Here is a 25,344-nt window from a genome sequence, read left to right on the forward strand (position 1 = left end):
CAGCGATCGCACCACCGCCATCGCAGCACCGCGATCGCAGCCCCCGTACGCGCGCCGCGCAGGCCCGCGCCGCTCAGGCCAGGAAGCGTTCCACGGCCGCGCGGGCCCGGGCGTTCGTGGCCGCGGCCGTCGCGAGGGAGCGGGCCAGGGCCTCGATCCACTCGTCCAGCTCGACCTGGCGCCGCGAGAGCACGATGCCCCGTACCTCGTGCAGGACCTCCCCGACCATCCGTCCGCGCTCCGTCCGCAGCGCGAGCCGCCGCTCGCCGAGGGCCACGTCCACTTCTACGACGGAACCCTCGCGCCCGGCCATCCGTTCCGCGAAGGAGCGCGTGCGCCGGACCCGTACGGCGCCGGGCGGCAGCGAGTCCGCCAGGTCCGCCGACAGCACCTGTGCGTAGAGGTTCAGGTCGGCGCTGTCCCGGCGCAGCGCAGCGGCCAGCAGCTGCACATCGTTCCCGGGCATCGACTCAGCCATCAAGGCTCACCACCACGGCCGGCCGGTCGATGACGTGGTCGTCGCGCAACGGCCGTACCGCCGTCCCGATGGCGAAGAACTCGGTGGTGTGGCCTCCCCAGCCGTGCGAATGCTGCCTCAGCTGCACCCCTACGATGCCCTCGGCCTCCAGTGCCTCGCCCTCCGCCCGCATCCGGCTCATGGCCAGTTCGCGCGCCTCGTAGAGAGCCTGGGTGAACGGCTCGATCTCGACATTGCGTCCGGCACTGCCCAGCACCTGGGCGAAACGCTGATGTGCCACGTGGTAGACGCACGAGCCCATGACCAGGTCCAGCGGCGCGTACCCGGCCCGGATCAGCGTCCAGAACTCCTGGCCGGAGAGGTCCGAAGTGAACGGCTTGCCCTTGTTGTTGAGCCATGTCCCGGCCGGTCCGGGGTCTGCGCCGTCCGCCTTGACCGCCGTACCGACCGCGATGAACTCGACGACGTCCGACCCGAATTCCTTGGCCTCGATGTCCAGCCGCACGCCCACGACCCCGTCCGCCCCCAGCGCGCTCGCCTCGGCCTCCATCCGGCTCATCGCGAACTCGCGCGCCTGGTACATGGCCTGCGAGAGCTTGGTCAGCTCCTGGTTCTTCGACCACCGGCCGATCTGGAGGCCGACGTGGTAGACGGAGGTGCCGAGGACCAGACCCAGCGGGCGGAAGCCGGCCTCGCGCACCAGCAGGAACTCGTTCACCGACAGGTCGGAGGTAAACAGCCCGCCCTTCTCGGCCGGTTCGGGCCGCGCGAGCCGACGCATGGCGTCCTCGGCCGCACCCTCGTCCGCCGACTGCACGGCTTCCCCCAACACGTCCCGCCCCGTTCGTCCGGTCATCTCAGCGCTCTCGCTCCAGTCTCATGATGGTCAGTGGTGGTCTGGGACCCGCAGGCCGCCCGGTGCGGCCGAACCGGGCGATCGCCGTGCCGACGAGGACCGCCTCGGCGGTGACGTCGCGCGTCGACCCGTACGCGGGGCACTCCTTCTCCTCCACGCGCAACTCCACGTCGTCCACCACCACCCCGTCCCCGCCCTGCCGCGCCGTGTCGACGACCAGCTGCCTGCGCGCCTCCCGCCGGACGTGGCTGACCAACTGCGTGTACCCGTCGACCTCTTGGTTCCTGCCGACCAAGGAGGGGACCCGGAAGGAGGTGCGCCAGTCGTCGTGGCGGATCGCGAGGGCGATACCGAAGGCCAGTCCTACGGGAACCCACCCCGACCCGATGAGCGCGGCGAAGTCCTGGCCGCTCAGGTGCGAGGTGAACGGCGTACGAGGCCGGATCCGCGAGCGGGCCCGGACGGCCGTCCCCCGCACGGTGAACTCCAGCCCATCTGCGAGGAATTCACCCACGTGCAGCTCCACACCCACAATCCCGTCACCGCCGAGCGCTCCGCATTCGGCCACCGCGCGCGCCAACGCCGCCCGACGCGCGGCGTACATCGACCGCACCAGCGGCGCCAGGGAAGGCGCCCATCTCGACGACGGCACCACCGTGTTGTCGTCGCCGACCGACCACTCCCCCGGACACCCCCAGGCGCCGGTGTACCCGATGCTGAATACGGCCGTACCGAGCACCTGCCCGACCGGCTCGAACCCGACCCCGCCCACCGCCGCGAACTCGCCGCCCGAAAGCCCCGAGTCCCAGACGCCCCCCGACACTCCGGCATTCCCCCGGTACGTCATCCACTCCCGCCATCGACCTCACACCCACCCGCGCGAACCGCGCCCCCGTCCGGGCAGATTATGTCACCGGTGAGCTACGGAGGTGGGGGGACCCGGCGGCCTCCTCGGCATCCGAGGGGGCCGCTTTCCACGTCGACCGGGAGCGTCAGGTCCCGGGCCGGGTCAGCAAGGTAACGGCCAAGGACGGCGCGGACCGGCGCGGGTGCCCTCCGGGGAACCAGTCCCCGCCAGGGCCCCGCACCGGCCCGCCCGCCTAACCGCCCGTCAGGGGGCGTCGATGAGGACCCGGCCGTCGGTCGGCACGGTTGCGGCGAGGCCGTTCGCGTACGCGTTCTGCACGCGGGAGCGCTCGGTCGTGTTGGGCACGGCGTTGGTGCAGGCCGTCCCGGCACTGGACCCGGACATCAGCTGGGAGCACGGCCCCGGCTTGGTGTCCGGGAGGCCCAGGCTGTGGCCCAGCTCGTGGGCGGCGATGCGCGTCTTGTCGTACCCGTCGCTCACGGCCTGCGCGCCGAGTTCGACGCGCACCTGTCGCCCGGGACGGACCGGGCCGAGGGTGGCCTGCGGCCAGCCGGTGGTGGCCACGATGACGATCTCGGCCCGGACGCCGGGCGCGGCCTTCACCAGCCGCACGTTGCTGACGTTCGCGTTCCAGGAAGCGACCCCGGCCGTGATGGCCGCTTCCCAGCCGCCGGCGCGGCTGTCGTCGTAGCGGAGCGTCACTGCGGCTGCGGCGGAGTCCGGTACGGGTGCGGGTGCCGCGGTCGCGGCGGTTGCCGCCGCGAGAACCAGCGCGGCGGCGGAGGTGCCGACTTTCAGCCAGGTACCCAGAGTCATGGTCGTCTTCCTTCACGCGTGGGGGGCCCGGCCCCCGCTGGGGCCGGGGCACCGGAGACGCCGCCATCTCCCGCCTGTGTCCCGCGCGTTCGGACAGCCGCCCCTCCGGAGCCTTAAAAAGCTAGCCCCGCACCCCACCAACCCGTCATGCACCTGCCAGCCATTTCCGGCAACACATCCCGCCGACGCCCGGCCAGCGGGCAGCCCCCTCCAGACCCGGCCCCACGGACTCTAGAACCACGAATCGATTCGGCCTGGCGAAAAGCCCGCAACCGGCAGGAACTAGGTCTTGTCCGGCCGATCATGGAGTTGAGCCGGCAGATGCTCTGCATACGGGGTGGCTCGCTTGGGCCGGCCAGGATGGTTGCAGAGTAGTCCTGCTGGGGTCACACCCGCTGTGTTCGGTGGCCACTGTCCTGGCTTCTCATGTTGGGCATGGGGGGCGGATTCCTGGGGGACCTCTCTACCAGAGGCAACGGTGTCAGCCCACACAACTAGGGTTGCTGACCACCGACCTCAAGGGGCTTCACCATGAGCATTCATCCCGACGTCGCCGTACTGCTCGACCTCGTGCCAGCAGACTTCGCAGGCGGTGAGCAGATCGACTGGGCTGCGGCCGAAGTCGCGCTGGGCACCAGGCTACCGAGTGACTACAAGGCTTTGCTGGACACGTACGGCGTGGGTGATATCGGAGAGCTCGTCATTCTGCCCCCGCTCCCGAGTGACGTGCGCGGGTGGGAAGGGTGTCACATCGGAGGCATGACGGACGGCCTGCGCGGGCTCTGGGAGGACCGCGCAGGAGTCCTAGACGTGACGCTGGGTGCCGAGGCCGTCCTGCCCTGGGGTTCCGGGATGAACGCCAACGAGATGGCTTGGCTCAACAACGACCCAGATCCGGATAAGTGGCCTGTCATAGCTTGGCGCCGGCACCACTTGTGGGGCGAGTCGCCGTGGGCCCTGTTCGACTGCAACATGGTCCAGTTCATCACCCGCATGATGCTGGGCCAGTTCGACGCCTGCCCTCTCGGCGATGCGTCGCTCTGGAAACGGACAGACACCTTCGTCAGCTGGCGAGAGCAACATCGACGGCTCAGGGCCGGACTGGACCCTGCCACGGGCGAGCCCAATCCCTACGCCCACATGTACCCCATCACCGAGGACTGGCCCTGATCAGGACCGGAGCCAGATCGCGAGGGCTGCCGCTGTCGCAGTGCCGAGGAAGACGTAACCGCGCTTGTCGTAGCGAGTCGCGACCGCCCGGTACTGCTTCAGTAGGTTGATTGCCCGCTCGACAGTGTTGCGCTTCTTGTAGCGGGCCTCGTCAAAGCCGGGCGGCCGTCCACCGCGTGCGCCTTTGCGCAGGGCGGGCCGCCTGGCTGTCGGTCTTCTCCGGGATGGTGTGGCGGATTCCCCGCCGTCGCAGGTACTCGCGGATGGGGCCGTTGCTGTAGGCCCTGTCGGCCGCAAGGCTGTCGGGCTTCTTGCGCGGCCTGCCCAGGCCAGACCTGGGCACCCGGATCTTCTCCAGGACCGGTTTGAACTGGGTGCAGTCGGCCCGCTGACCTGGAGTAACGATTAGGGACAGCGGGCGGCAGCGGCCGTCCGCGCTCAGGTGGAGCTTGCTGGTGAACCCGCCGCGCGAGCGGCCCAGGCCCTCACCTCCAGCACCACCTCCACCAAGCGGGCGACGAGACTCTGCCACGGCGCCTCGTCCTGGTGTTCCATCCCTCCGGCCCCCCTTGATCCCGGGGCCGGAGGTGAGTCGGTGCGGGCCCCGGCTGCATGCTGATGCGCGCGGACGATGGTGGAGTCGACCGAGGTGTCCCAGTCGATCTCGCCTGCGGCGTCGGCCGCGGCCTGGACCTGCTGGAGCAAGCGTTCCCAGGTGCCGTCGGCCGACCACAGGCGGTGGCGTTCATAGACGGTCTTCCATGGCCCGAACCGTTCGGGCAGGTCACGCCACTGCACCCCTGTCCGCACCCGGTGCAGAATCCCGTCGATCACCTGCCGGTGATCCCGCCACCTGCCACAACGCCCGTTGCTGACTGGCAGGAACGGCCGCAGCCGTTCCCATTCGGCATCACTCAGATCGCCCCGCCCCATGCCCACAGGAACGTCTCGGGCATGGAGTAGTCACATGATCGGCCGGACAAGTCCTAGCCGAGGAGCGGCGAGGCTCGCCTACCAGACCCGGGCGCCGAGGTAGCCGCACAGCCGGGCCGGCGCCGTGCGCCGATCGGCTTCACGCCTCGTCTGCGTGGTCGGGCCTGGCGTTGCTGAACGCCGACGTCCTACCACCTGCGGCTCGGTGCGTGAGGTGGAAGTCCGTACGGGGGGCGCTCCTGCGGGGTCCGTCCTTCCTTCCCGTGCGGTTACCAGTGCTGCCAGGGCCCCAGGACTGTCAGCCCCACCTGCTCGGCGAGCCAGTGCGCGTACGGCTCCCTCCTCTGGCGGCCATCGGCGTCGAGGCTGCCGAGGACGTGAACGAGGACGGTGTGGTCGTCGGCCTGCTCGTCGACGTCACGCGTGGGCGTATTCAGGAGCAGCGTCACCTCGGCGTGCTTGGATTCGCCGTGCAAGCCGGCCTGGGGCGCATCAGGCCACCACAAGCCGGACCAGTTGATCTCGCCCCTGTTCGTGCCGATCGCCGCTAGGAACGCGTCCTCGACACTCCCCACCGGGACACCGTTCAGCGCGCACTCGACCGGCAGCCGCCCCTCGTACCCGGCCGGGTCGGCCGGCACGTCCGACCCCCGGACGGGATAGAACAGCGGCGGAAGGTCTTCCTCCCGTCGCACTCCGGCGCCCTCGTCGTCACCGGATGTCCCCTGGAACCCACCCTGGGGAAAGGCCCTCGCGACGCGTTGCACCTCGGCGACGGAGTCCAGGTACGCGCACACGGAGACCCAGGAGTCCTCGTGACAACCGACCTGCACGAGGCGCCGCGCCACACGGAGGGCGAACACGGGGTCAGGGGTACGGAAGACCGGGTAGGTGATGTCGTCAGACATGCCAGGACTGTGCCACGCTCTGCTGCTCCGTGTCTTCCACGAGGCAGGACGGGACGCCGCAACCACGCCGACGCCGCGGGTGGAGGCGGTCACGGGCTTGCGGACGGATCGGCTCGTGCAGCGCGTGAAGGCGGTGTGGGAGCGGGTGGGAACGGGCCCTGTGGGGGCCGGTCGTCGTGCCTGCCGGCACAGGGCTGGGAGGAGATGTCAAGGGTAGACGGCACTCGACGGACGTCTGGGGCGTTGGATGAGGGGGTGCTCGGGCATGGAGTTGGCTGGAACGGCGTGGCCTGACGGGTCGCCGGGGAAAGTGCTGGCGGTGGTGATGTTCGTGGCGTTGGTCTGCATGTTCTCCTGGGGTTTGTACCGGAAGAAGCGCTGATGACCTGGCCGACAGGATCCGGCAGAGACGGCCCAGGGCCTTTCTGGCGTGCCAACGAAGGAGGACGGCTTCACGGGGTACACGCGCATCCGGTACTCAAATAACTGGCACGACAGCCACTAAGGGTAGGGAGAACCAACGACGTGTCGCACATGCAGCTCTTGGCCAAAGGAGCGGGGCAGGGGACTCCGCCCTTCTGGATCATCGCCGTTATTTTGATAGTCATCGTCGGAGTGGCGTTTCTGGTAACAAGAGCGCGCAGGAAATAGGGCACGGGATCCAGGCCGCGCATCCTGGGGGCATCTGATCAAGCTTCGATATCAGAGCACAATGGGCTGCCAGCTGCCTGTCCACGCATCCGTGGTTGCGGGGCGGCGAATCAGTTTTCGGTGACGGGATACATGTCGGCGTATGGACTGGGTTCGCCAGTCAGTGGGTCCAGGCCGGCCCGCTGCCGTCGGAGTTGTTCCCGCCAGCTGACGAAGGTGCCCGTCCGGTTCCACAGCAACGCATCGCCGAGCGGACGGGCATCGAAGCGGCCCTGCATCATGCGGGTGATGAACTCGACCATTCCGCAGTCGAACAGCGCCCACGGCGACTCGTTCCACGTGTGCTGACGCCGCCAGACCACAACCGGCCATGTGTGTCCGGATCGGGATCGTTCATGAGCCAAGCCATCTCGTTGGCGTTCATTCCGGTGCCCCAGGGCAGGTCGCTCGGCGTGGGCGGCAGGATGATGGGCTCTCCGATGTCGCCCACACCATAGGTGTCCAGCAGTGCCTTGTAGTCGCTCGGCAGCCTGGCCCCCAGCGACGCTTCGGCGCGGCCCAGTCGATCCGCTCGCCGCCTACGAGGTCTGCTGGTACGAGATCGAGCAGTACGGCCAGATCGGGATGAACGGTCACGGTAGAAGTCACTGCGGTGTGACCAGCCACCTTAAGGGGTGCTGCAGAAGGTCGTTGTGGGCAGGTGGATAGGTTGCCTGGCGTGCACTTTCACCGGGCCATGGTGAGGTTGCGCATGGTGGACGGCGGGGTGCGGCACGATCAGGCCGGTGCCAGGATAGGCGTCCGGATGACGCGGTGCCCGCGGCCCGTGCTGGCAGATACGACTTCCGCCGGACGTGGGCGTCGGCTTCGTTTCCGGATACAGCCCGCAACACCGAACCCATGCACGCAAAATGCCCGGGGACAACTTTCGTGAGCCACCCCTGAGCTTGAGGGCGGAGTGGAGCTTGCGGGCGTTGTCGAGGGCCTTGGGGCCGGTGGCGGATGGTGGAGCCGAGCTCTTGGCGGGCCAGGGTGGGACGACACGGTCGCGGCGGCCGGCGGGGACGGCATCGGCTTTGCGGAAGTCCCCGGCGGTCGGGGCGGCGTTGAGCTGGTCGGTGCGGGCGATGAGCCGCTCAGGTCTTGGGGCAGCCAGTCGCCGAACCTGGCCCCCGGGGCGCACGCGGCGGTGGTTGTGGCCGGGCATTGCGGGCCAGTACGGCGACGTTGGCGCCGGAGGCTTCGCAGCATTCGGGTTCGGCGGTGCCCAGTCGGCGCCGACGTACTGGGCCGCTTCACCGAAGCGCCCCGTGTGAACCGGGGCCGGAAGGTCTCGTCACGGGCACGCTCGGGGGCGATCAACTTGAGCGCGACGGTACGGTCGAGGCGCAGGTCTTTCGCGCAGTAGACGACGGGCCAGACCCACCGCGGCCGATCATGCGATCCGCCCGGTAGCGCCGTGGATCGGGACGGGCCCGTGAGCGGGCCCGCCCGGGCGTTGTGGTTAGTTGTCGTCGTTGCCGCCGGTGCCGCCGTTGCCGCCGAAGCCGCCCGTGGTGCCGCAGCCGGAGCCGAGGCAGAGGCCGCCGTCGCCGCCGTTTCCGCCCCTGCCGCCGTCGCCGCCGGGCAGGGCGACTCCGCCGTTTCCGCCCTTGCCGCCGTTGGCGCTGCCGTTGCAGGTCCCGGCGCAGATGCCGCCTCTGCCGCCGTTCGTACCGTTGCCGCCCGGCACGCCCGTGGTGCCGTTGCCGCCGTTGGCGCTCCCGTTGCACAGCCCGGCGCAGATGCCGCCGTGGCCGCCGTTCGTACCGTTCACCGATCCGTTGCAGTTGCCCGCGCAGATCCGGTCACCGACGCGCACGCTGCCCTTGTCCACCTTGACGCTGCCGAGCACCGCCCTGCCGTCGAAGCGGCCGCCGCCGGGACGCGTGTCTCCGCTGCCGACGGCGGAGACGGTCTGGGCCGAGGGGGCCGAGGCCGGGGCGGCGGAGGCGGCCGGGGCGATAGCACCCGCACCGATCAGGGTCGCGGAGACTATGAGGCCGAGCCGGAACTTCGTGGATCGCGTACGCATGAGATTCTCCCTTGGCTGGAATGGCATTCCGTGACGCGGCTGCGCTGTCCTGCTTCCCGCGTTTCTGTCGTGTGGGCCCGATCGATGTACGGGCTTTCCTTGCCCTCAGGTATTCGCCGACGCCCCGGCCATTTGTGCACCGGGGCGTCGGTGGCCTCACGAGCGGATGTCGTCAGCCATCAGGGCGAACCAGTCGCCGTCGACGTAGTACTTCTTCCAGGTGTCGATCTGCTTTTCCGAGATCTTGTACTTGTCGGCGATCTTCTTCGAGGTCTCTTCCTCGTCGTCGGCCGCCAGCACGACGATCGCTATGCGCATCTTGTCGAGCGGGGTGAGGTCCGCCTTCGACTTGTCGGGCAGGTCCTTCAACGTGAAGCAGCCGACCCCGCCGGGCTGACCGGGCTCGCCCGGCTGGCCGGGCTCGCCGCCCCGGCCGCCCTTGCCGCCCTCTCCGCCCTTGCCGCCGGCGCCGCCGAATCCGACGCAGTGTTCGGGCCGGTCGGCCGGGGCCGAGGCGCTGATGTTCGTGGGGGTGTGGGACTGCGACGCCTGCGCGGCGCACGCCGTACCGGTGACGAGGGCCAGGGAGGCCGTGGCCAGGATGATCGGACGCTGCCAGGACTTCGTGAACATGAGGGGTTTCTCCGTTTCGGCACATACCGAGAGGGGGGTGGAGGGTGGGGGTGGAGGCTCGAATGCCTCCACCCCGTTGAGCCGGGTCCTACGTCGAGCGGTCAGAAGCCGAGCGGCCAGAGGCCGAGCGGTCAGAAGAGGCTGCCGCCACCGGCGCCGCCGTTACCGCCGGCGCCACCGAACAGGCCACCGAAGCCGCCGTTGCCGGCCTTGCCGCCGTTGCCTCCGTTGAAGATGCTGAAGCCGCCCTTGCCGCCGTTGCCGCCCTTGCCGCCCTTGATGAAGCCGTCGCCGCCCCCGCCGCCGCCACCGGCGTTGCCGCCCTGGAGGCCACCGAAGCCGCCGTCGCCACCGTTGCCGCCGGCGCCACCGACGCGGCCTTCGCCACCACCGCCGCCACCGCCACCGGCGCCGCCGACCAGGAGGCCGTCTCCACCGGCACCGCCGTTGCCGCCCTTGCCACCGGTGCCCAGGACGCTGCCGCCACCGGATCCACCGGCGCCACCGGCACCACCGACGAGGCCGCCGCTGCCGCCCTTGCCGCCGTCGCCTCCGGCGCCTCCGCCGTTCGGGAGGGCCGTAGCGACGTGGGAGGTCACCGGAGCGGCCGAGGCCATGGACGCGGGAAGCACAACTCCTCCGGTGACCACAGCGGCCGCGGCGACCAGGGTGGCGACGCGGAAACCGCGGCGGGTGGAGCGGGTGCCCTTGCTGGTGTGCATCTTGCGGTTCATGACTATCTCCTACAAGTTCAAAAGGGGTATGTGACGTACCGGATTTCCGGGACGGTGCGGTGATATCCGCGAGAGAAGGGATCCTCGGGAAGGTTTTCCTTTTCTCTGTCGAGCCTCTTTTTCTTTCCGGTGAGGCCCGCACCACAAGTAAGCCCCGGGGGCGACCCCCGGGTCATGTTCCGGAAAGTCGGGGCTTGACACCCTCGTGAACTCGGTACAAAATCCCCCGCTCCCGCTCGGCCGGGTCGACGCAGAGTGCCCCTCTCAGCCGGCCGGACCAGATCGACGTGGACGCCCTGGTCGAGGAGCTGTCGGACGCGGCGTCGGAGCAGGGCGTGCCGCCGAAGGTGGCCTCGAAGGTCCCGGCCGTCCACACCGACTTCGGTCGAGGTATCCGGGCGCTGGGTGCGTTGGCCCTGGTGAGGGCGCTGGGCGCGTTTTTCGTGGGCCCCTCACGGCCGGCGGTGTTCGTGCGGCACCTCTGCAGCCGCTGCATCGCCTCCGGCCGCGATGTCGCCGTTTCGTCGTTTCGTCAGGCTGAGGCGGCAGAGGTGGTCACAGGGTGAGGAGGGTGCGGGCGATGATTCCGGCGCCGACAAGGATGACGAGGGTTGACGTGGCGGCGGGACCGAAACGTCCGAGCAGTCGGAGACCTGCGGCGGCGCGTTCGGTGGTGCGGGCGGCGATACGGTCGCGCAGCCGCACGAGGAGGAGGCCGGCGACAGTGAGGGTGGCGGCCATGCCGAGTCCGTAGCCGGTGACCAGGAGGACACCGAAGGCGGTCCGGCCGAGGGCGACAGCGCCGAGGAGGACCACCAGTGCCGAGGGGCTGGGTACGAGGCCCCCGGCGATCCCGATGCCGATCAGAGACCAACGGCGACGGCCTGTGGGGGCGTGCTGGTGGGGGGTCTCGTGATCGTGCGTGTGGCTGTGGGAGAGCTCGGCATCGGATTTCGTCAGGACGGTGGTGACACCGCCGGCCGTCCCGCTGTCTGGCGCTCGGCGTGAGGAGGGGAGGCCGACAGGCGTTCCATGGCCGTGGTGGTGATGCCCGTGCCCGTCGCCGTGGTGGTGATGCCCGTGGCCGTGGCTGTGGTCGTGATGCCCGTGGCCATGCCCGTGGTCGTGATGCCCGTCGCCGTGGCCGTGGTGGTGATGCCCGTGGCCGTGGTGGTGGTGCCCGTGCCCATGGCTGTGGTCGACCGGTCGCCCCCGTAGCGCCGAGTACAGGAGTCGCAGGCCGATGGTGGTGACGAGGAGGCCGCTGGCGAGACCTAGCCAGCTGAGGACGGTTTCACCCGCGAGGTGGGTGGCGAGGGGCAGGGCCAGGCCGAGGGCGAGGACTCCCGCGGTGTGGGTGAGGGTGACCGTGGCGCCGACGGTGATGGCGTCACGCCGCGTACCGCGGCGGCCTGCGAGGTAGGCGGCCATGATCGTCTTTCCGTGTCCGGGCAGCGCGGCGTGCGAAGCACCGAGGACCACGGCGAGCAGCAGGGCGAGGAGACCGACCGGGACGGTCAGTTCGCGGCTGCCGACCAGGGTGTCGAAGAGGGCGGAGACCCTGTCGACCGCGGTGGCGACCAGGCCGGCACCGGGCAGCCCGGGCGGCACGATCCGGGAGGCGGGGCCGTCGCCCGGCGCGGTCCGCAGGTCTGCGGCGCGCTGGTCGAGTGGCGCGGTGAGCGGGTCCCGGGGGTAGTGGCGCAGCCGGTCGGTGGTGGAGGCGGCGGGGACGGTGGAGCGGGTCAGGGTGACGCCTTCGCCGCGGGCGGTGATCTCGTGCCAGCCGACCCGCCCCGTGTCGTAGTGCGTGGCGATCTGGACGCGGGCCGGAGAGCTCAGGTCCGCGGCCGCGGTGAGGTGGCAGGTGAGCCGGCTGGTGGTCAGTCCTGCCTCGCCGGCGGGGAAGGTCAGCGTGTCGGTGCCGCGCTTCCACGGGAGGCGGGCGCCGTCGAGGTCGGCTGTCAGCTGTGAGGCCAGTGCGGAGCACTGGGCCGCGGCGTGGACGGCCCGCTCGTCGGGCGTGACGGATCCGTCGCGGTCGCGGTCGATGAGTGAGCGTTCCTGGGCTGCGGCGATCTCCGCTCGGTCGACGACGATCTCGGCCGCGAGCAGGTGGGGGCCCAGGGTCAGGCTGGTCGCGTAGTTGACGGTGAAGTTGCCCAGCGGATGCGCTGCCGCGGGCGGGGCGGAGACGAGCAGCGCCCATGGGGCGAGCAGGACGGCTGCGAGTGGGGCGGCGGCGAGGCGCCGACGGATGGTGGGGTTCATGGGGTGCCGTCGATTCGCCGGATCGCCTCGCGCGCCGCGGGGGCGTGGAGGGGGTGGAAGGAGGGGTCGGTGGCCAGCGCCTGTCCGAGATCGCTCCGGGCGGCCGTGGTGTCGCCGAGAGCCTGCTGGATGGCGCCGCGGTGGTAGAGGAAGAGCGCGCTACGGGTTCCCAGCGCAAGGGCGTCGTCGGCCTGCGGGAGTGCCTCCTGATGGCGTCCCGCGCGGTGCAGGGCCCAGGCATAGGCGTCGTGGACGGCGATGAAGGGCCGCTCCCGCAGGGCGGCTTCGGCCATGGTCACGGCTTTGCGGGGGTCACCATGGTCGGCCTCGAAGAGGATCGCGTCGGTGTCGGCCGGTGCGTCGCCGGCCCGGCGCAGTGTCTCCTGGGCGCGCAGGATCGCGTACTGGGCCTCGGCCTGGTCCTGGTGTCCGAGGGACTGCTGCAGTTCCCCGAGGCCCAGCAGGTATTGCGGCAGCGGGGCCACCGCAATGGCCGCGGTGTAGTCGGCTGCGGCCCGCTCGCGGTCGCCCGAGGCCATGTATGCCTTGGCCCGGGCTTCCAGCAGACCCGCGTCGCGCGGGGTGAGGGCCAAGCCGTCCTGCGCCTGGCGCATGGCGGTGGCGGTATCGCCGCTGTCCAGGGCGAGGGAGGACAGGTGGGTGTGGGCGAAGGCGCGCTCGCCGGGGGTGCCTGCCGCCCGTAGCGCGCGCTCCATGAGAGCCCTGGCCCGGTCTGTGTCGCCGCGGAGTTCGCACACGTACGAGGCGCGGGCCAGGGAAGCGCTGTCCGGCCGGAGGTCGGCCATCTTCTGGACGGCTTCTTCCGCCTCCCGGTAGTGGCCGAGCTGGGTGTGGGCGTCGGCCAGCACCCCGTAGGAGGCCGGAGTGGCGGGGCTCGTCGCGACCGCCTTGCGGGCCCAGGCGAGGGCGTCGGTGAACTGGTGGCGGCCTGCGGCGAGCGCGCCCATGCCGATCTCGGCGTGCAGGTTCTGTGCCGGCTGGAGCGCGAGGGAGCGGCGCAGGGCCGTCTCCGCCTGCGCGTAGGTGGCCTGGTCGGCTGTGGTGCGGGCCTGCTGGACCAGGGCCATGCCGAGGTCCGCCCAGCTGACCGGATCGTTCGGCAGGCGCTTGACGCGCTCGCGCAGCGCCTCGACGCCGCGGGCCGGGCTCTGCTGGAGCGAGGTGGTGGAAGGCGTGCCGGGTGTGCTGGAGCCCGAGGGGGAGAGACTGATGGCGCCGACGGTGAACATGACCACGCCCAGGGCGATGGCGATCGCGGTGGCGCGCAGACGTCTGCGCTGCCGGATCGCGGGGGTGGGTACGTCGTCGGGACGGTGCACGGGATCCTCCCCGGTGGAGTCAGCGAAGGGGGACCGGGCGGAGGCCGGGGGACCGACCTCGCGGCCCCCACCCGGCGTGGGGTGAGTCAGCCGGCCTTGCGGCCCTGCTTGCTGCGGTGGCGGAGGCGGAGGCCGCCCGTGGCGATGAGCAGGGCGCCGAGGCCGCCGAGGGCCGCCGCGTTCTTGGTGCCGGAGCGCTCAGGTGCGTTCGGGCCGCTGTTGACGGACTTCGTGTGCGGAAGTGCCAGGTACGGGAAGGTGGCCCCGAACGGCACCTCGTTGGCGTTGACGCGGTCTCCGTCGGCGAGTGCGGGAACGAGTTGCCCGGTCTGGGCGGCGCCTTCGACGGCCTGGAGGGAGATGTCGATGACGTCGTCGGTCAGTCGTCGGCCGTTGGGGAAGCCAGCCAGGTCGCCGGCGAGGACGCCGTACCGGTTCGGGCTGGCGGTGGGCGGGATGCTCATGTTCAGGCGCAGCTCTTCCGCCGGGACGATGTCACGGCGCTTGGCGTCCCTGTTGAGGCTGTGGGCGTTGAGGTCGGCCTGGATGGGGCCGCACGCCTTGCAGATGCCCGTCAGGTAGATCTCGAACAGGTCCCTGCGCGGGGTGGCGGGGGCCGGAATCCCGTAGACCTGCTGGATCAGCTTGGGGAGGATCGGGTCGAGCACCTTGTCCACGACCGGCTGCACGGTGCGGTCCTGGTCCGGGTTGAGGGTGTTGAAGGCGTCCTTGTACTTGAGCGGGACAACGACTTCGTTGACCAGGGGGTTGCCCAGCCGGGAGACCTGCTTCCACCGGTCGCCGTGCTGCTTGTCGCGGGAGTCGGAGATCTGGACGCCCTGGCGGTCGGTCGTAGACCACACGCCGATGACCGGGTTGCGCGTGCTGTTGCCCTTGAGGGCCAGCTGCGACTTGGGGATCTGGAGGGCGACGGAGTTGACGTTGTAGCCGGCGAGGGTGTCCTGGCCTCGCTCGGACAGATTTCCGCCGTAGAGGAGGTCGAAGACGCGCAGGTCGGCGAAGAACGGGTCCTCGGCCTGGCCCGCGAAGGTCTTGCCGCCGCCGGGGATGGTGCGGATGGCCTGGTTGCGCAGGGCGGCGTAGTTCGGCATGGACGCCGGGCCGACGCGTGAGGGAGCGGCCGGTACGTCGGAGAGCAGGACGCGGCTCTCGTTGCCGTGGGAGAGCACCAGGTCGTAGACCTGCCGGAAGTTGAGGTCCGGGTCGTTCAGCGAGGTGACCGGGCCGGTGTTGTAGAGGAACTGGTTGGCGCTGTCACGGTAGCTGTTGTGGAAGCGCCAGGTGTACGTGATGTCGGAGACGCCGTCGCCGGTGTTGTCGATCTTGATGTTGTAGCGGAGGTCCTCGCCGAAGGCGTAGAAGTTCGGGCCGCCGTTGGGCTCCTCGAAGGGGATCCAGTTCGCCAGGAACGTCACCGAGTCGGGCCGGTCCAGGCTGGTGTACGCGTACACGTCGGTGTTGTCGGCACGGGGGTCCCCCGCGATCAGCGGCGCCTCGCGGTGGCTGGAGGCGGCGCTCACTCCCGGCGCCAGGGTGAGGGCGGCGAGGCCGGTCGCGAGCGCTCCGGCCCCCAGGACGAGGAGGGACTGGTCGAGCAGACGCCGCGAACGGGGCCGTGCGGAGATGGACTTCAATGCTGATCCTCTCGACTGCGAGCCCCGGGCCGCCGACTGCATGAGCCCGGCGGACAGGGGTGTTCGGGGGGGGTGACGAGATGGTCGGACAGCGCGCCCATGAGGCGGCGGAGCAGCGCGGAAGCCCGCCGCTCCGATTCAGAGCATTTACGCCCCGAGCGCGCAGACGGAAGGAAAGCATGCCGCGCCACTCACGCATGACCGCATTCTGCGGTCACGTGACAAGTCCCGCGTCGCGAGGAACGCAAAATGCCTGACCACAGCCATTAGGCGGAAACATGAGAGCAGAATTAATTGCGGCAACACGCCGGGCAAGGACTAGGCCGATCAGGGCACGATCTGTTATTGCACGCCATGTGCAATAACAGAGAAGCGGTGTACTCGGCCCGGGGCGGGAAGCGGGCAGCGATTCCGGTAGGGGGCGCAGACGCCGGACGCAAAAGGACTTGAAAATCCCCGGCGAAAAACGAGGAAACGTTTCTCTTCTTTCGAGAAAGAGTCACGCGGAGGCACTTTTCGTATTGCCTCCGACGACGAAGAACCGGGTGCTTGTTTCTCGGTCTTTCCCTTTCGTCTTCCTCAACTTCCGGCCCGGGCCGGAGCGGCCCCGGCCGGAGGTGCGGCGGGCGGGCCGCACCTGCTCTTCGTCCGGCCCCGCCGTGCGGTTTGGCGGCCGGCGGCCCGTTCACCCGGAGGAGTGGGTCCGTTCCTGCATCCGGGCGAGCCTGCGGGGCCCTGGGCATGCGGCAGGAGGGGGTTGAGCCGCGGTGCGGTTCGGCAGATTGCCTACGCGGCCGACGGGACGCCTCACGCGCCAGGTCCGGATGACGGAAGTCTTACGTCCACGCGTGGGAGACCGCCCGGGGATCCCGCACCGCGTAGCGTCCCGGCCATGCGCGTACTCGTCACCGGAGGAGCCGGGTTCATCGGCTCCCACATCGCCACCGCCCTCACGGCCCGCGGGCACGACCCCGTCGTCCTCGACGCCCTGCTTCCCGCCGCCCATCCCGGCACTCCCCCGCTGCCCGACGCGGAGTTCGTACGGGCGGACGTACGGGACGCCGAAGCCGTGCGGGCGGCACTGCGCGGCGTGGACGCGGTGTGCCACCAGGCCGCGATGGTCGGCCTCGGCAAGGACTTCGCGGACGCCCCCGACTACGTCGGCTGCAACGACCTCGGGACCGCGGTGCTCCTGGCGGAGACGGCGGCCGCCGGGGTACGGGAGCTGGTGCTCGCCGGGTCCATGGTCGTCTACGGAGAGGGCCGGTACACCTGCGAGCGGCACGGAGCGGTGCGCCCCGGGCCGCGGCGGACCGAGGACCTGACGGCAGGGCGCTTCGAGCCCCGCTGCCCCGACTGCGGAGCCGAGCTCGCGCCGGGCCTGGTGGGCGAGGACGCACCGACGGATCCGCGGAACGTCTACGCGACGACGAAGCTGGCCCAGGAACACCTGGCGGCCTCCTGGGCCCGCTGCACGGGAGGCCGTGCGGTGTCACTGCGCTACCACAACGTGTACGGGCCGGGGATGCCGCGGGACACCCTCTATGCCGGGGTGGCCTCGTTCTTCCGGTCCTCGCTGGCCAGGGGCGAGGCACCCCGCGTCTTCGAGGACGGTGCGCAGCGGCGGGACTTCGTCCACGTCACGGACGTGGCCTCGGCGAACGTGGTGGCACTGGAGGCGGTGGGCGGTATGGCGGCCGGCACGCTGACCGCGTTCAACACGGGCAGCGGGGAGCCGCACACGGTCGGCGAGATGGCGGCCGAACTGGCCTCGGCGCACGGCGGGCCGGCGCCGGTGGTCACGGGCGAGTTCCGCCTGGGCGACGTACGGCACATCACGGCCGATTCCACCCGGCTGCGTCGTGAACTGGGCTGGCGTCCCGAGGTGGGCTTCGCTGACGGGATGGCCGCCTTCGCCCGGTCCGGACAGCGGGCATCGGCGGGCGCCGTCGCGTGAACCGCACCGCGGCGGTGCGGGCGGTTCCCTCACGGGACCCGTCCGCGCCGCCGCGCCGCTTTCCCGGGTCGGAGCCGGAGGCGGCTACGCGGGTGCGGGCAGGGTCAGTTCGAAGCGGCAGCCGCCGGGAACGTTGTGGACGTCGGCGTGTCCGGAGTGGGCCTCGACGATGCCCCGGACGATGGCCAGGCCCAGCCCCGCGCCCGAGGGCGGGGTGCGCGCCGGGCTGCCGCGCCAGCCGGTGTCGAAGACGCGTGGCAGGTCCTCCTCGGGGATGCCGCCGCAGGCGTCGGTGACGGACAGGACCACGGCGTCCTCGCGGCGTTCGGCGGCGATCGCCACGGTTCCGTCGGCGGGGGTGTGGCGGATGGCGTTCACGAGCAGGTTGGACAGCACCCGTGTCATCTCCTTGCCGTCCACCTCCACCGGCAGCGGGGCGACACCGCCGCCCGCCAGCCGTACGCCGTGTTCGCGGGCCAGGGCGTCGGCGCCCGCGAGTGCGTCGCCGACCAGGTCGTAGAGGGACACCCGGGTCGGGCTGAGGGAGAGCGCGCCGGCGTGGATGCGGGAGAGCTCGAAGAGGTCGGTGACCATGGAGTTGAGGCGTTCCACTTCGGCGCGCATCTGCTGGTGGTAGCGGGCCGGATCGGCCACCACGCCGTCCTCCAGTGCCTCCGACATGGCGCGCAGCCCGGCCAGCGGGGTCCGCAGATCGTGCGAGATCCAGGCCACGAGCTCGCGGCGCGAGGTCTCCAGCGCGCGCTCGCGTTCCCGCGAGGCGGAGAGGCGTTCGCCGGTGAGGGCCAGTTCGCGGCTGAGCGCCACCAGTTCGGCGGGGGCGGGCGCCGCGGGAGCCGTGAAGGTGCCGGCCTCCCCGAAGTCGCGTGCCGCGCGGACGAGTTCCCGGCAGCGCAGGACGACCTGACGGCCCAGCAGCAGGGCGGTGACGAGGGACACGGCGGCGGCCATCGCGACGACGGTGGTGACGACGGCGAGGTCGTGGGAGGACAGGAACATCGCCCACGCTACGGAGAGGGTCCCGGCGAGCATCGTGCACACGGCGACGGCGGCGACGACCGCGAGGGACGCGGCGATGCTCCGCCGGCGCAGTATCCGCAGGGCGGTGGCGCCGAGCACACCTGCGGCGGCCGCGCCGAGGAAGGCGTACAGGGCGATCAGCAGCAGGTCACGCACGGTCGCCCTCCGCCCGGGTGCCCGTCCCGGCCGCCTGCCGGCCGGCTGGGTGCGGGCCCACCGGGTGCGAGCCCGCCAGCTGCGAGCCCACCGGATGCGAGCCCACCGGCTGCGGGCCCGCCTCGAAGCGGTACCCGGCCCCCCATACCGTCCGGATCAGCTGCGGATCGGCCGGGTCGTCCTCGATCTTGCTCCGTAGCCTGCGGACGTGCACGGTGACGGTGGAGAGGTCGCCGAAGTCCCAGCCCCAGACCTCGCGCATCAGCCGCTCCCGGTCGCACACCTGTTCCTGATGGCTCAGGAAGTAGGCGAGGAGGTCGAACTCCCTGAGGGTGAGGGAGAGTTCCGCCCCGTCCTTCGTCGCCCGGCGGGCGGCGAGGTCGATCGTCAGGCCGGCCGCCGCGAGGCGGGGCTCGTCGGCCGGGAGCGGGGACGCCCGGCGCAGGACCGACCGTACGCGCAGCACGAGCTCGCGGGGGCTGAAGGGCTTGGTCACGTAGTCGTCCGCACCCACCTCCAGGCCCAGGATGCGGTCGTCCTCGTCTCCGCGTGCCGTGAGCATGACCACGGGTACGGGAGGAACCCCACCCGCGCGGGCCCGCAGCCGGCGGCAGACCTCCAGTCCGTCCATGCCCGGCAGCATCAGGTCGAGGACGACGAGGTCCGGCCGGTGCCGGGCGGCGGACTCCAGGGCGGCCGGGCCGTCGGCGGCGCGGTCCACGGTGAACCCGGCCCGCTCCAGATAGCCGACCACGACCTCGGAGACGGTCGGATCGTCGTCCACCACCAGGACGCGCGCCGCGCCCTCCCCCGAGAAGGAGCCGCGATCGGTTTCATTGCTGGGTGCCATGCCTCCAGGGTGACATCGCGGTCCCCCCGGGCGGACCCGGGGCCGCAGCCATGCGAGGCGGCGTCCGCGTTTCGTAAGGAGTTCCGACGCCCTTCCGCGCCTTCCGCTTCCTACGGTGTGGAGGGTGACTCCTTCTGCATGCCGTCCGCCCCGCGCGGACCTCGTACTGCCGTGTCTCGACGAGGCGGAGGCCCTGCCCTGGGTGCTGGCACGGGTGCCGGCCGGGTGGCGGGCCATCGTCGTCGACAACGGCTCCACCGACGGCTCCGCGGACATCGCCCGCGACCTCGGCGCCACCGTCGTGCACGAGCCCCGGCGCGGTTTCGGAGCCGCCTGCCACGCCGGGCTGCTCGCCGCACGCGCCGAGCTGGTCTGCTTCTGCGACTGCGACGCCTCCATGGACCCCGGTCTGCTCGCCCCGATGGCCGAGCGGGTCGCGGCCGGTGAGGCCGACCTGCTGCTCGGCCGCCGCCGTCCCAGGGGACGCGGCGCCTGGCCCGCCCACGCCCGTGCGGGGAACATCGCCCTGGCCCGGATGCTGCGCCGCCGCACCGGACTGCGGCTGCACGACCTCGGCCCGATGCGGGTCGCGCACCGCGAGGCCCTGCTCGGCCTGGAGCTGACCGACCGGCGCAGCGGCTATCCCCTCCAGATGGTCGTACGGGCCGCCGACGCGGGGTGGCGGGTGGCCGAGACGGACGTCCCCTACCTGCCGCGCTCGGGGAAGTCCAAGGTCACCGGAACCTGGCGGGGCACCTGGCACGCCGTGCGCGACATGCGCCAGGTGCTGGCAGAGCCCATGGCTGCCCGGCCCGCGCCGGTGGAAGGGACGCCCGCATGAGCACACTCCTCGTCATCGCCAAAGCCCCTGTCGCGGGCCGGGTGAAGACCCGGCTGACCACGGCGTTCACCCCGCGGCAGGCGGCCGAACTGGCCCTGGCCTCGCTCAGGGACACCCTGGACGCGGTCCTGGCCGCACCGGCACGGCGGCGCGTCCTGGTCCTGGACGGGGAGCCGGGCCCCTGGATCCCGGACGGCATCGACGTCGCACCGCAGGCGGCAGGAGGTCTCGACGTGCGGCTGGCCGCCGCCTTCGCCCTGGCCGACGGGCCCGCCCTGCTCATCGGCATGGACACCCCGCAGGTGACCCCGGACCTCCTCGCCGCCGGTCTCGACTTCGCCGAGGCGGACGCCTGGTTCGGGCCCGCCGACGACGGGGGGTTCTGGGCACTCGGCCTGTCCGTCCCCCGGCCGGCCCTCCTCCTCGGCGTGCCCATGTCCGTCGCGCACACCGGCGAGGTGCAGCGGCAGCGGCTCACCGACGCGGGGCTGGCGGTGCGGGACCTGCCCGAGCTGTGCGACGTGGACACCCCCGCCGACGCGGCGCGGGTGGCCGCCGCCGCACCGCGGACCCGTTTCGCCGCCCTGCACACCGACCTGTGCGCGGTGGCGGGATGACCCCCCAGCTCACGGAACCCGCCGCCCTCGCCTGGCGGGCCGACCCGTACGCCGACGCTCTGCGCAGGGGCCGGGGCCCCCTCTACCTCCGCCGCCGCGACGGCCGGCTGCTGCCGCTCGACGTCGAGCGGTGGTGCGCGGAGCCCGACGCCGCCGACGGCACCGTCCTGGCCCGATGTACCGGCAGGGTCCTCGACGTCGGCTGCGGACCGGGCCGTCTGGTCGCGGCCCTGGCCCGGCTCGGTCGCACGGCGCTCGGCGTGGACGTCACCCCCGAGGCGGTGGCGCGTACCGTCCGGGCCGGCGGCAGCGCGCTGTGCCGGTCCGTCTTCGACCCGCTGCCCGGCGTGGGCGGCTGGGGTACGGTCCTGCTGATCGACGGGAACATCGGCATCGGCGGGGACCCCGCCGCCCTGCTGCGCCGAGCCCGCGAACTGACCGCCCCCGGCGGCTCCCTGCTCGTCGAAGTGGCCACCGCCGACATCGACGAACGGGTCGAGGTCCACGTCGAGGACGGAAACGGCGGCCGTGGCGCGTCCTTCCGGTGGGCCCGGCTCGGCACCCGGGCCCTGTGCGCCGGGGCGGAGGGCGCGGGCTGGACACCGTACGACACCTGGATGGCGGCGGGCCGGACCTTCGTGCACCTCACCCGCTGACGGCTCCCATACGACGTACCGCCGGGGTGGGACCGCGTGTCAGCGGCTCCCACCCCGGCTTCATGTCGTACGGCGCCCCGTCAGTGCTTCCGGCCCACCCGGCGCAGCACGGCCCGGGCGCCCGCCCAGCCGAGGGTGAGGAGTGCGAGGGCGGCCATGGCGAGCAGCCAGTTGCGCGGGTAGTCGAGGGGCAGGACGCTGGGGTTGGCCACAGCACCGGGCCGCAGCAGAGCCGGCAGGGCGATCAGGGTCAGGGACCCCGCCACGATCAGTGCCGCGCGCACGACTCCGCGCAGGCGCAGGCCCGCCGCCGCGGCGAGTGCGGCGACGGCGATCACCAGCGGCGCGAGGAAGGCGTCGTGCACCACGACGCCTGCCCCGAGCCATACGGCGATCCGCCACGGCTCGGGCTGCTGGAGCAGCAGCCATCCGCCCCAGCCCGCGCACACCAGCCCGGATCCGCCCATCACGAGTCGGAAGCCCATCACGCCACCTCCAGCCGGCCGACCCATTTGGTCTGGAGCACACCGGGCCGGTTCGGGGCGATGATCCGCGCCGGATAGCCGTGGTCCAGGGACAGCACCTCCCCGTTGAGACGCAGGGCGAGCAGGGTGAGCGGGTCCTGCGCGTAGAGCCGGCCCATCTCCATCACCCGGTAGGCTCCCGCCTTTTCGAGGGAGACGACCCGGGCCCGCGAGTCCGGACCACCTCCCGCGCGCTCCAGGATGTCTCGTACCCGTACGCCGGTCCAGTGCGCGGACTTGCTCCAGCCCTCGACGCAGGCGATGGGCAGGGTCACCTCGTACTGGGGCAGCGCGCGCAGCTCGTCCAGGGTCAGCGCGCAGGGGCGCGGTCCCGCCACAACGAGCCGCCATCCGGCCAGCGAGGCTCCGGTGACGCCCGCCGCGGCGGCCGTCCTGTTCACGGGAAGTCCCTGGGGCCCGTGGTCGGGGCTGCGCGGGCTGAAGAGTTCCAGCGGGCCGAGCGCGGTGACGGACTGTCCGACCGTGGTCAGTGTCACCGCGCCCACCGCCGCCGTCACGCCGAGAAGGAGCCGGCGCCGGTCCGGATCGTCGGCCTCGGGCAGCGCCAGGGTTCCGGGCGAGCGGCGGGTGAAGTGGTCCCGGATCCGGGGCCATTGCACGGCCAGGTGCAGGAGCAGCGAGCCGAACAGCAGCCAGGCGACCGCGTAGTGGACGGGAACGAAGCTGAAGGGCCACGGGTACCACTGGAAGATGTTCAGCAGCCCGGTGAACAGTTGGAACAGCGCGGCTGCGACGAGGACGAACACGGAGAGCCGTTCCAGGGCGTGCAGCGGGGACCGCACGGGCGGCCAGGTGAACAGCCGCGGGTAGACCGTCCAGAGCTTGGCCAGCAGGAGCGGGATCGCGGCGATCCCGGAAGCCACGTGCAGGCCCTGGGTGACCCGGTAGCCCCAGTACGGCCGGCTCGGGAGCCAGTCGGCCAGCCATCCCGGCGGATGCTGGAGGTAGTGGCTCAGCACACCGGTCGCGAAGCATACGACCACGGCCAGGCCGAGCCAACGGCCGATCGCGGTCGCGGTACGGGCATCGTGCAGACGGGCCTTGAACGTCACGGGCGGCCGCGGAGGCAGGGTGGGACGCATGCCCCCATCACACCCCGGCGAAGCCCGCCCGGACCGTCCCAACACCTTACGAAACGCGGACGCCCGTGGCGCCACCCGTCGTCGGAGGGCCGATTGCTGGGACGCTTCCCCAGGTGAAAGCCCTTTCCGCGCGCACCGCCCCCGCCGCCGCCGTCCTCACCCTCGCCACCCTCACGACGGCCCTCGTCCTCACCGTCGGGTACGGCGGCTACTTCCGTGACCCCGTCGGCCTGTTCTGGTGGTACGCGGCCTGCTGGGTGCTCTTCGCCGCAGCCCTGGCGGCACTGCGCCGCGTCCCGGCCCGCCGCGCCGCGTGGCTGATCGTGGCGGGGGCCGTCGCCGTCACGGTGACCGGGCTGTGGGGACCGCCCCGGACCAGCACCGACTCCTACCGCTACGCCTGGGACGGCCGCGTCCAGTCGGCCGGCGTCTCCCCGTACGACCACGCACCGCAGGACCCGGCGCTCGCCGGGCTGCGCGACCCCTGGCTCTTCCCCACCGGGGCCGCCTGCCGGGGTCCCGGCCTCGCCCAGGTCCCGTACGCCGGGGGCGCGCCCCACTGCACCCGGATCAACAGGCCGGCCGTCCACACCATCTACCCTCCCGTCGCCGAGGTGTACTTCCTGGCCGTCGACCGCCTCTCCCCCGTCGGCGCCCGGCACAAGCCTCTGCAGATCGGTGCCGCCCTGACCTCGCTGGGCGTCACGGGGGCGCTCCTCCTCGTCCTGCGACGGCGCGGCGACGACCTCCGCGGGGCCGCGTACTGGGCCTGGTGCCCGGCGGTCCCCCTGGAAGCGGTCAACAACGCGCACATCGACGTACTGGGTGTGCTCCTCGCGGTCGCCGGACTCGGCCTCGTCGCCTCCGGGGCCCTGCCCCGGCGGGCGGCGGGCGGTGTGCTGATCGGCGCCGCGATCGCCACCAAGCTGATGCCGGCCGTCGTCCTCCCCGGCGCCCTGTCCGGAGTGCGGCGCGTCCGCGACGCGGCCGCGGTGGTGCTGCCCGCCGCGGCCTTCGTGGCGCTCGCCTACGTCCCGTACGTCCTCCTCTCGCACGGCTCGGTCTTCGGCTACCTCGGCGGCTACGTCGAGGAGGAGGGCTACGACGACCCCTCGGCCGGGTCCCGCTACTCGCTCCTGCGCCTGGTCCTGCCCGACAGCTGGGCGTTCCCCGTCCTGGTCGCCGCCATCGCCGCCGTGGCCGTGTACGTCATGCGGCGCGGTGATCCACGGCGCCCGTGGAGCGGCGCCCTGCTGGTCACCGGCTGGGCGTTCCTCCTCCTCACCCCCGGCTACTCGTGGTACGCCCTGCTCCTGATCGCCCTGGTGGCGCTGGACGGACGCTGGGAATGGCTCGGCGTCCCCCTGGCGGGCGCAGCCGTCTACGTCCTCGCCCCGGCGTTCGGCTACCGGCCGGCACTGACCGACCTCGCCTACGGCGCCGCCGCGGCCCTCGTCCTCGTGATGAGCGGAATCCGGCGCCGAGCGGCGGCTCAGCCGGCCGACGACCCGCCCGCGCGACGCGACCGCCTGGCCGACCCGGCCGCCGATTCCGGCCGAGTCCGATGAGGCAGGCGGGCGGCGTGACTCGTGGATGGCATGGGGTCACGCACGCGGCGATGCGGGTATCGCCTGCGCCGCCGGGGCGCCGCAGGACGGAGCCCCGGCCGCATGGGCCGGGGCGTACCTCGCTCCGCTCGGAGGGAGCGCTTGGCCGGCGGTGTTCAGGCGCCGGCCGTGCGGGGGTCAGACCTCGCCGCGCCAGGAGCCGGTCTCGCGGCCGCGCTCCTCGATGTACTCCTTGAACCGCTTGAGGTCACCGGTGATCTGCCGCTTGACGAAGCCGAGCTTGTCGCCGACGTTCTCGGCGAAGCCCTCCGGGTCGTAGTCCATCTGCAGCATCACCTTCGACTTGTTGTCGGCGAGGTGGTGGAAGGTGACCACGCCGGCCTGCCTGACCTCGCCGCCGACCGTGGTCCAGGCGACCCGCTCGTCGGGGATCTGCTCGGTGATCTCCGCCTCGAACTCGCGGTCCACCCCGCCGAACTTCGTCACCCAGTGGGTCAAGGTGTCGCTGCGCTGCTCGATGCGCTCCACACCGTCCATGAAGTGCGGGAACGACTCGAACTGCGTCCACTGGTTGTAGGCGGTCCGTACGGGGACATCGACCTCGATGGACTCTTCGACCTTCGACACGACGCGTCCTTCCTCCTCGT

The 25,344-nt window shown here is 71.7% G+C and carries 24 protein-coding genes and 1 pseudogene; 7 read left to right on the plus strand and 18 right to left on the minus strand.

Annotation, left to right across the window (positions count from 1 at the left end):
• Positions 1–73: 73 nt before the first annotated feature.
• The 4 genes from ABZ873_RS11385 to ABZ873_RS11400 form a co-directional block, all read right to left on the minus strand.
• Entirely contained in the window at positions 74–478 is a 405-nt protein-coding gene (locus tag ABZ873_RS11385; RefSeq protein ID WP_360868727.1) for a hypothetical protein, read from the minus strand.
• Entirely contained in the window at positions 471–1,334 is an 864-nt protein-coding gene (locus ABZ873_RS11390) for a heavy metal-binding domain-containing protein (protein WP_360868730.1), read from the minus strand. Before ABZ873_RS11390 ends, ABZ873_RS11385 begins: the two co-directional genes overlap by 8 nt.
• A gap of 1 nt (position 1,335) precedes the next feature.
• Entirely contained in the window at positions 1,336–2,157 is an 822-nt protein-coding gene (locus ABZ873_RS11395) for a heavy metal-binding domain-containing protein (protein ID WP_360868733.1), read from the minus strand.
• 288 nt (positions 2,158–2,445) lie between these two features.
• Entirely contained in the window at positions 2,446–3,018 is a 573-nt protein-coding gene (locus ABZ873_RS11400; RefSeq protein WP_360868736.1) for a snapalysin family zinc-dependent metalloprotease, read from the minus strand.
• 531 nt (positions 3,019–3,549) lie between these two features.
• Here ABZ873_RS11400 and ABZ873_RS11405 point away from each other — a divergent pair.
• Positions 3,550–4,188 carry a hypothetical protein gene (locus ABZ873_RS11405; protein WP_360868739.1) on the plus strand — a complete coding sequence of 213 codons (639 nt, stop codon included), beginning with the start codon at positions 3,550–3,552 and terminating at the stop codon, positions 4,186–4,188.
• Here the strand turns inward: ABZ873_RS11405 and ABZ873_RS11410 are convergent.
• The 6 genes and pseudogenes from ABZ873_RS11410 to ABZ873_RS11435 form a co-directional block, all read right to left on the minus strand.
• A pseudogene (locus tag ABZ873_RS11410) lies at positions 4,189–5,121 on the minus strand (IS5 family transposase).
• A 269-nt stretch (positions 5,122–5,390) separates the two neighbouring features.
• The gene (locus ABZ873_RS11415; protein WP_360868742.1) at positions 5,391–6,029 is read right to left on the minus strand and encodes a hypothetical protein; all 639 of its coding nucleotides are present in this window, start codon (positions 6,027–6,029) and stop codon (positions 5,391–5,393) included.
• A 761-nt stretch (positions 6,030–6,790) separates the two neighbouring features.
• Positions 6,791–6,982 (minus strand): hypothetical protein, encoded by a 192-nt coding sequence (locus ABZ873_RS11420; RefSeq protein WP_360868745.1) that lies wholly within the window; start codon positions 6,980–6,982, stop codon positions 6,791–6,793.
• Between the two features lie 1,202 nt (positions 6,983–8,184).
• A complete protein-coding gene (locus tag ABZ873_RS11425; protein ID WP_360868748.1) occupies positions 8,185–8,754 on the minus strand; it encodes a hypothetical protein in 570 nt (189 codons plus the stop codon).
• Positions 8,755–8,910: 156 nt separating this feature from the next.
• On the minus strand, positions 8,911–9,387 hold the full coding sequence (locus ABZ873_RS11430) for a hypothetical protein (protein WP_360868751.1): 477 nt from the start codon (positions 9,385–9,387) through the stop codon (positions 8,911–8,913).
• A gap of 131 nt (positions 9,388–9,518) precedes the next feature.
• Entirely contained in the window at positions 9,519–10,121 is a 603-nt protein-coding gene (locus ABZ873_RS11435) for a hypothetical protein (RefSeq protein WP_360868753.1), read from the minus strand.
• A 287-nt stretch (positions 10,122–10,408) separates the two neighbouring features.
• On the opposite strand from ABZ873_RS11435, the gene ABZ873_RS11440 reads away from it, so the two are divergent.
• A complete protein-coding gene (locus ABZ873_RS11440; RefSeq protein ID WP_360868756.1) occupies positions 10,409–10,687 on the plus strand; it encodes a hypothetical protein in 279 nt (92 codons plus the stop codon).
• Here ABZ873_RS11440 and ABZ873_RS11445 read toward each other — a convergent pair.
• The 3 genes from ABZ873_RS11445 to ABZ873_RS11455 form a co-directional block, all read right to left on the minus strand.
• Positions 10,677–12,392: a sulfite exporter TauE/SafE family protein gene (locus ABZ873_RS11445; protein ID WP_360868759.1), complete on the minus strand. Its 1,716-nt coding sequence runs from the start codon at positions 12,390–12,392 to the stop codon at positions 10,677–10,679. The genes ABZ873_RS11440 and ABZ873_RS11445 overlap by 11 nt on opposite strands.
• The gene (locus tag ABZ873_RS11450) at positions 12,389–13,732 is read right to left on the minus strand and encodes a tetratricopeptide repeat protein (RefSeq protein WP_360868762.1); all 1,344 of its coding nucleotides are present in this window, start codon (positions 13,730–13,732) and stop codon (positions 12,389–12,391) included. The genes ABZ873_RS11445 and ABZ873_RS11450 overlap by 4 nt, the downstream gene beginning before the upstream one ends.
• An 86-nt stretch (positions 13,733–13,818) precedes the next feature.
• The gene (locus tag ABZ873_RS11455; protein ID WP_360868765.1) at positions 13,819–15,387 is read right to left on the minus strand and encodes a DUF4331 domain-containing protein; all 1,569 of its coding nucleotides are present in this window, start codon (positions 15,385–15,387) and stop codon (positions 13,819–13,821) included.
• Between the two features lie 892 nt (positions 15,388–16,279).
• Between ABZ873_RS11455 and ABZ873_RS11460 the strand changes: the two genes are divergently transcribed.
• The gene (locus tag ABZ873_RS11460; protein WP_360868768.1) at positions 16,280–17,344 is read left to right on the plus strand and encodes an NAD-dependent epimerase/dehydratase family protein; all 1,065 of its coding nucleotides are present in this window, start codon (positions 16,280–16,282) and stop codon (positions 17,342–17,344) included.
• Positions 17,345–17,428: 84 nt separating this feature from the next.
• Here ABZ873_RS11460 and ABZ873_RS11465 read toward each other — a convergent pair whose 3' ends face one another.
• Positions 17,429–18,538 carry a HAMP domain-containing sensor histidine kinase gene (locus tag ABZ873_RS11465; protein WP_360868771.1) on the minus strand — a complete coding sequence of 370 codons (1,110 nt, stop codon included), beginning with the start codon at positions 18,536–18,538 and terminating at the stop codon, positions 17,429–17,431.
• On the minus strand, positions 18,531–19,388 hold the full coding sequence (locus ABZ873_RS11470) for a response regulator transcription factor (protein ID WP_360868774.1): 858 nt from the start codon (positions 19,386–19,388) through the stop codon (positions 18,531–18,533). The genes ABZ873_RS11465 and ABZ873_RS11470 overlap by 8 nt, the downstream gene beginning before the upstream one ends.
• A 124-nt stretch (positions 19,389–19,512) precedes the next feature.
• Here ABZ873_RS11470 and ABZ873_RS11475 point away from each other — a divergent pair, with 124 nt between their 5' ends.
• The 3 genes from ABZ873_RS11475 to ABZ873_RS11485 are packed head-to-tail and all read left to right on the plus strand — an operon-like array spanning position 19,513 to position 21,502.
• Positions 19,513–20,229: a glycosyltransferase family 2 protein gene (locus tag ABZ873_RS11475; protein WP_360868777.1), complete on the plus strand. Its 717-nt coding sequence runs from the start codon at positions 19,513–19,515 to the stop codon at positions 20,227–20,229.
• A complete protein-coding gene (locus tag ABZ873_RS11480) occupies positions 20,226–20,846 on the plus strand; it encodes a DUF2064 domain-containing protein (protein WP_360868780.1) in 621 nt (206 codons plus the stop codon). Before ABZ873_RS11475 ends, ABZ873_RS11480 begins: the two co-directional genes overlap by 4 nt.
• Positions 20,843–21,502, plus strand: coding sequence for a methyltransferase domain-containing protein (locus tag ABZ873_RS11485; protein ID WP_360868783.1), 660 nt, complete (start codon positions 20,843–20,845; stop codon positions 21,500–21,502). Before ABZ873_RS11480 ends, ABZ873_RS11485 begins: the two co-directional genes overlap by 4 nt.
• A gap of 80 nt (positions 21,503–21,582) precedes the next feature.
• Here the strand turns inward: ABZ873_RS11485 and ABZ873_RS11490 are convergent, their stop codons facing one another.
• Together ABZ873_RS11490 and ABZ873_RS11495 are read right to left on the minus strand one after the other, a co-directional pair.
• The gene (locus ABZ873_RS11490; RefSeq protein WP_360868786.1) at positions 21,583–21,987 is read right to left on the minus strand and encodes a hypothetical protein; all 405 of its coding nucleotides are present in this window, start codon (positions 21,985–21,987) and stop codon (positions 21,583–21,585) included.
• Complete coding sequence (locus tag ABZ873_RS11495; protein WP_360868788.1) at positions 21,987–23,129, minus strand: molybdopterin-dependent oxidoreductase; 1,143 nt, start codon at positions 23,127–23,129, stop codon at positions 21,987–21,989. Before ABZ873_RS11495 ends, ABZ873_RS11490 begins: the two co-directional genes overlap by 1 nt.
• Before the next feature lie 113 nt (positions 23,130–23,242).
• Here ABZ873_RS11495 and ABZ873_RS11500 point away from each other — a divergent pair, with 113 nt between their 5' ends.
• Positions 23,243–24,697: a glycosyltransferase 87 family protein gene (locus ABZ873_RS11500; RefSeq protein WP_360868791.1), complete on the plus strand. Its 1,455-nt coding sequence runs from the start codon at positions 23,243–23,245 to the stop codon at positions 24,695–24,697.
• Positions 24,698–24,874: 177 nt separating this feature from the next.
• On the opposite strand, the gene ABZ873_RS11505 is transcribed toward ABZ873_RS11500, so the two are convergent.
• Positions 24,875–25,324: an SRPBCC family protein gene (locus ABZ873_RS11505; RefSeq protein WP_360868794.1), complete on the minus strand. Its 450-nt coding sequence runs from the start codon at positions 25,322–25,324 to the stop codon at positions 24,875–24,877.
• Positions 25,325–25,344 lie beyond the last annotated feature (20 nt).

The organism is Streptomyces sp. NPDC047014, assembly GCF_040644195.1.
In the GTDB taxonomy this organism is placed as follows: Bacteria; Actinomycetota; Actinomycetes; order Streptomycetales; family Streptomycetaceae; genus Streptomyces.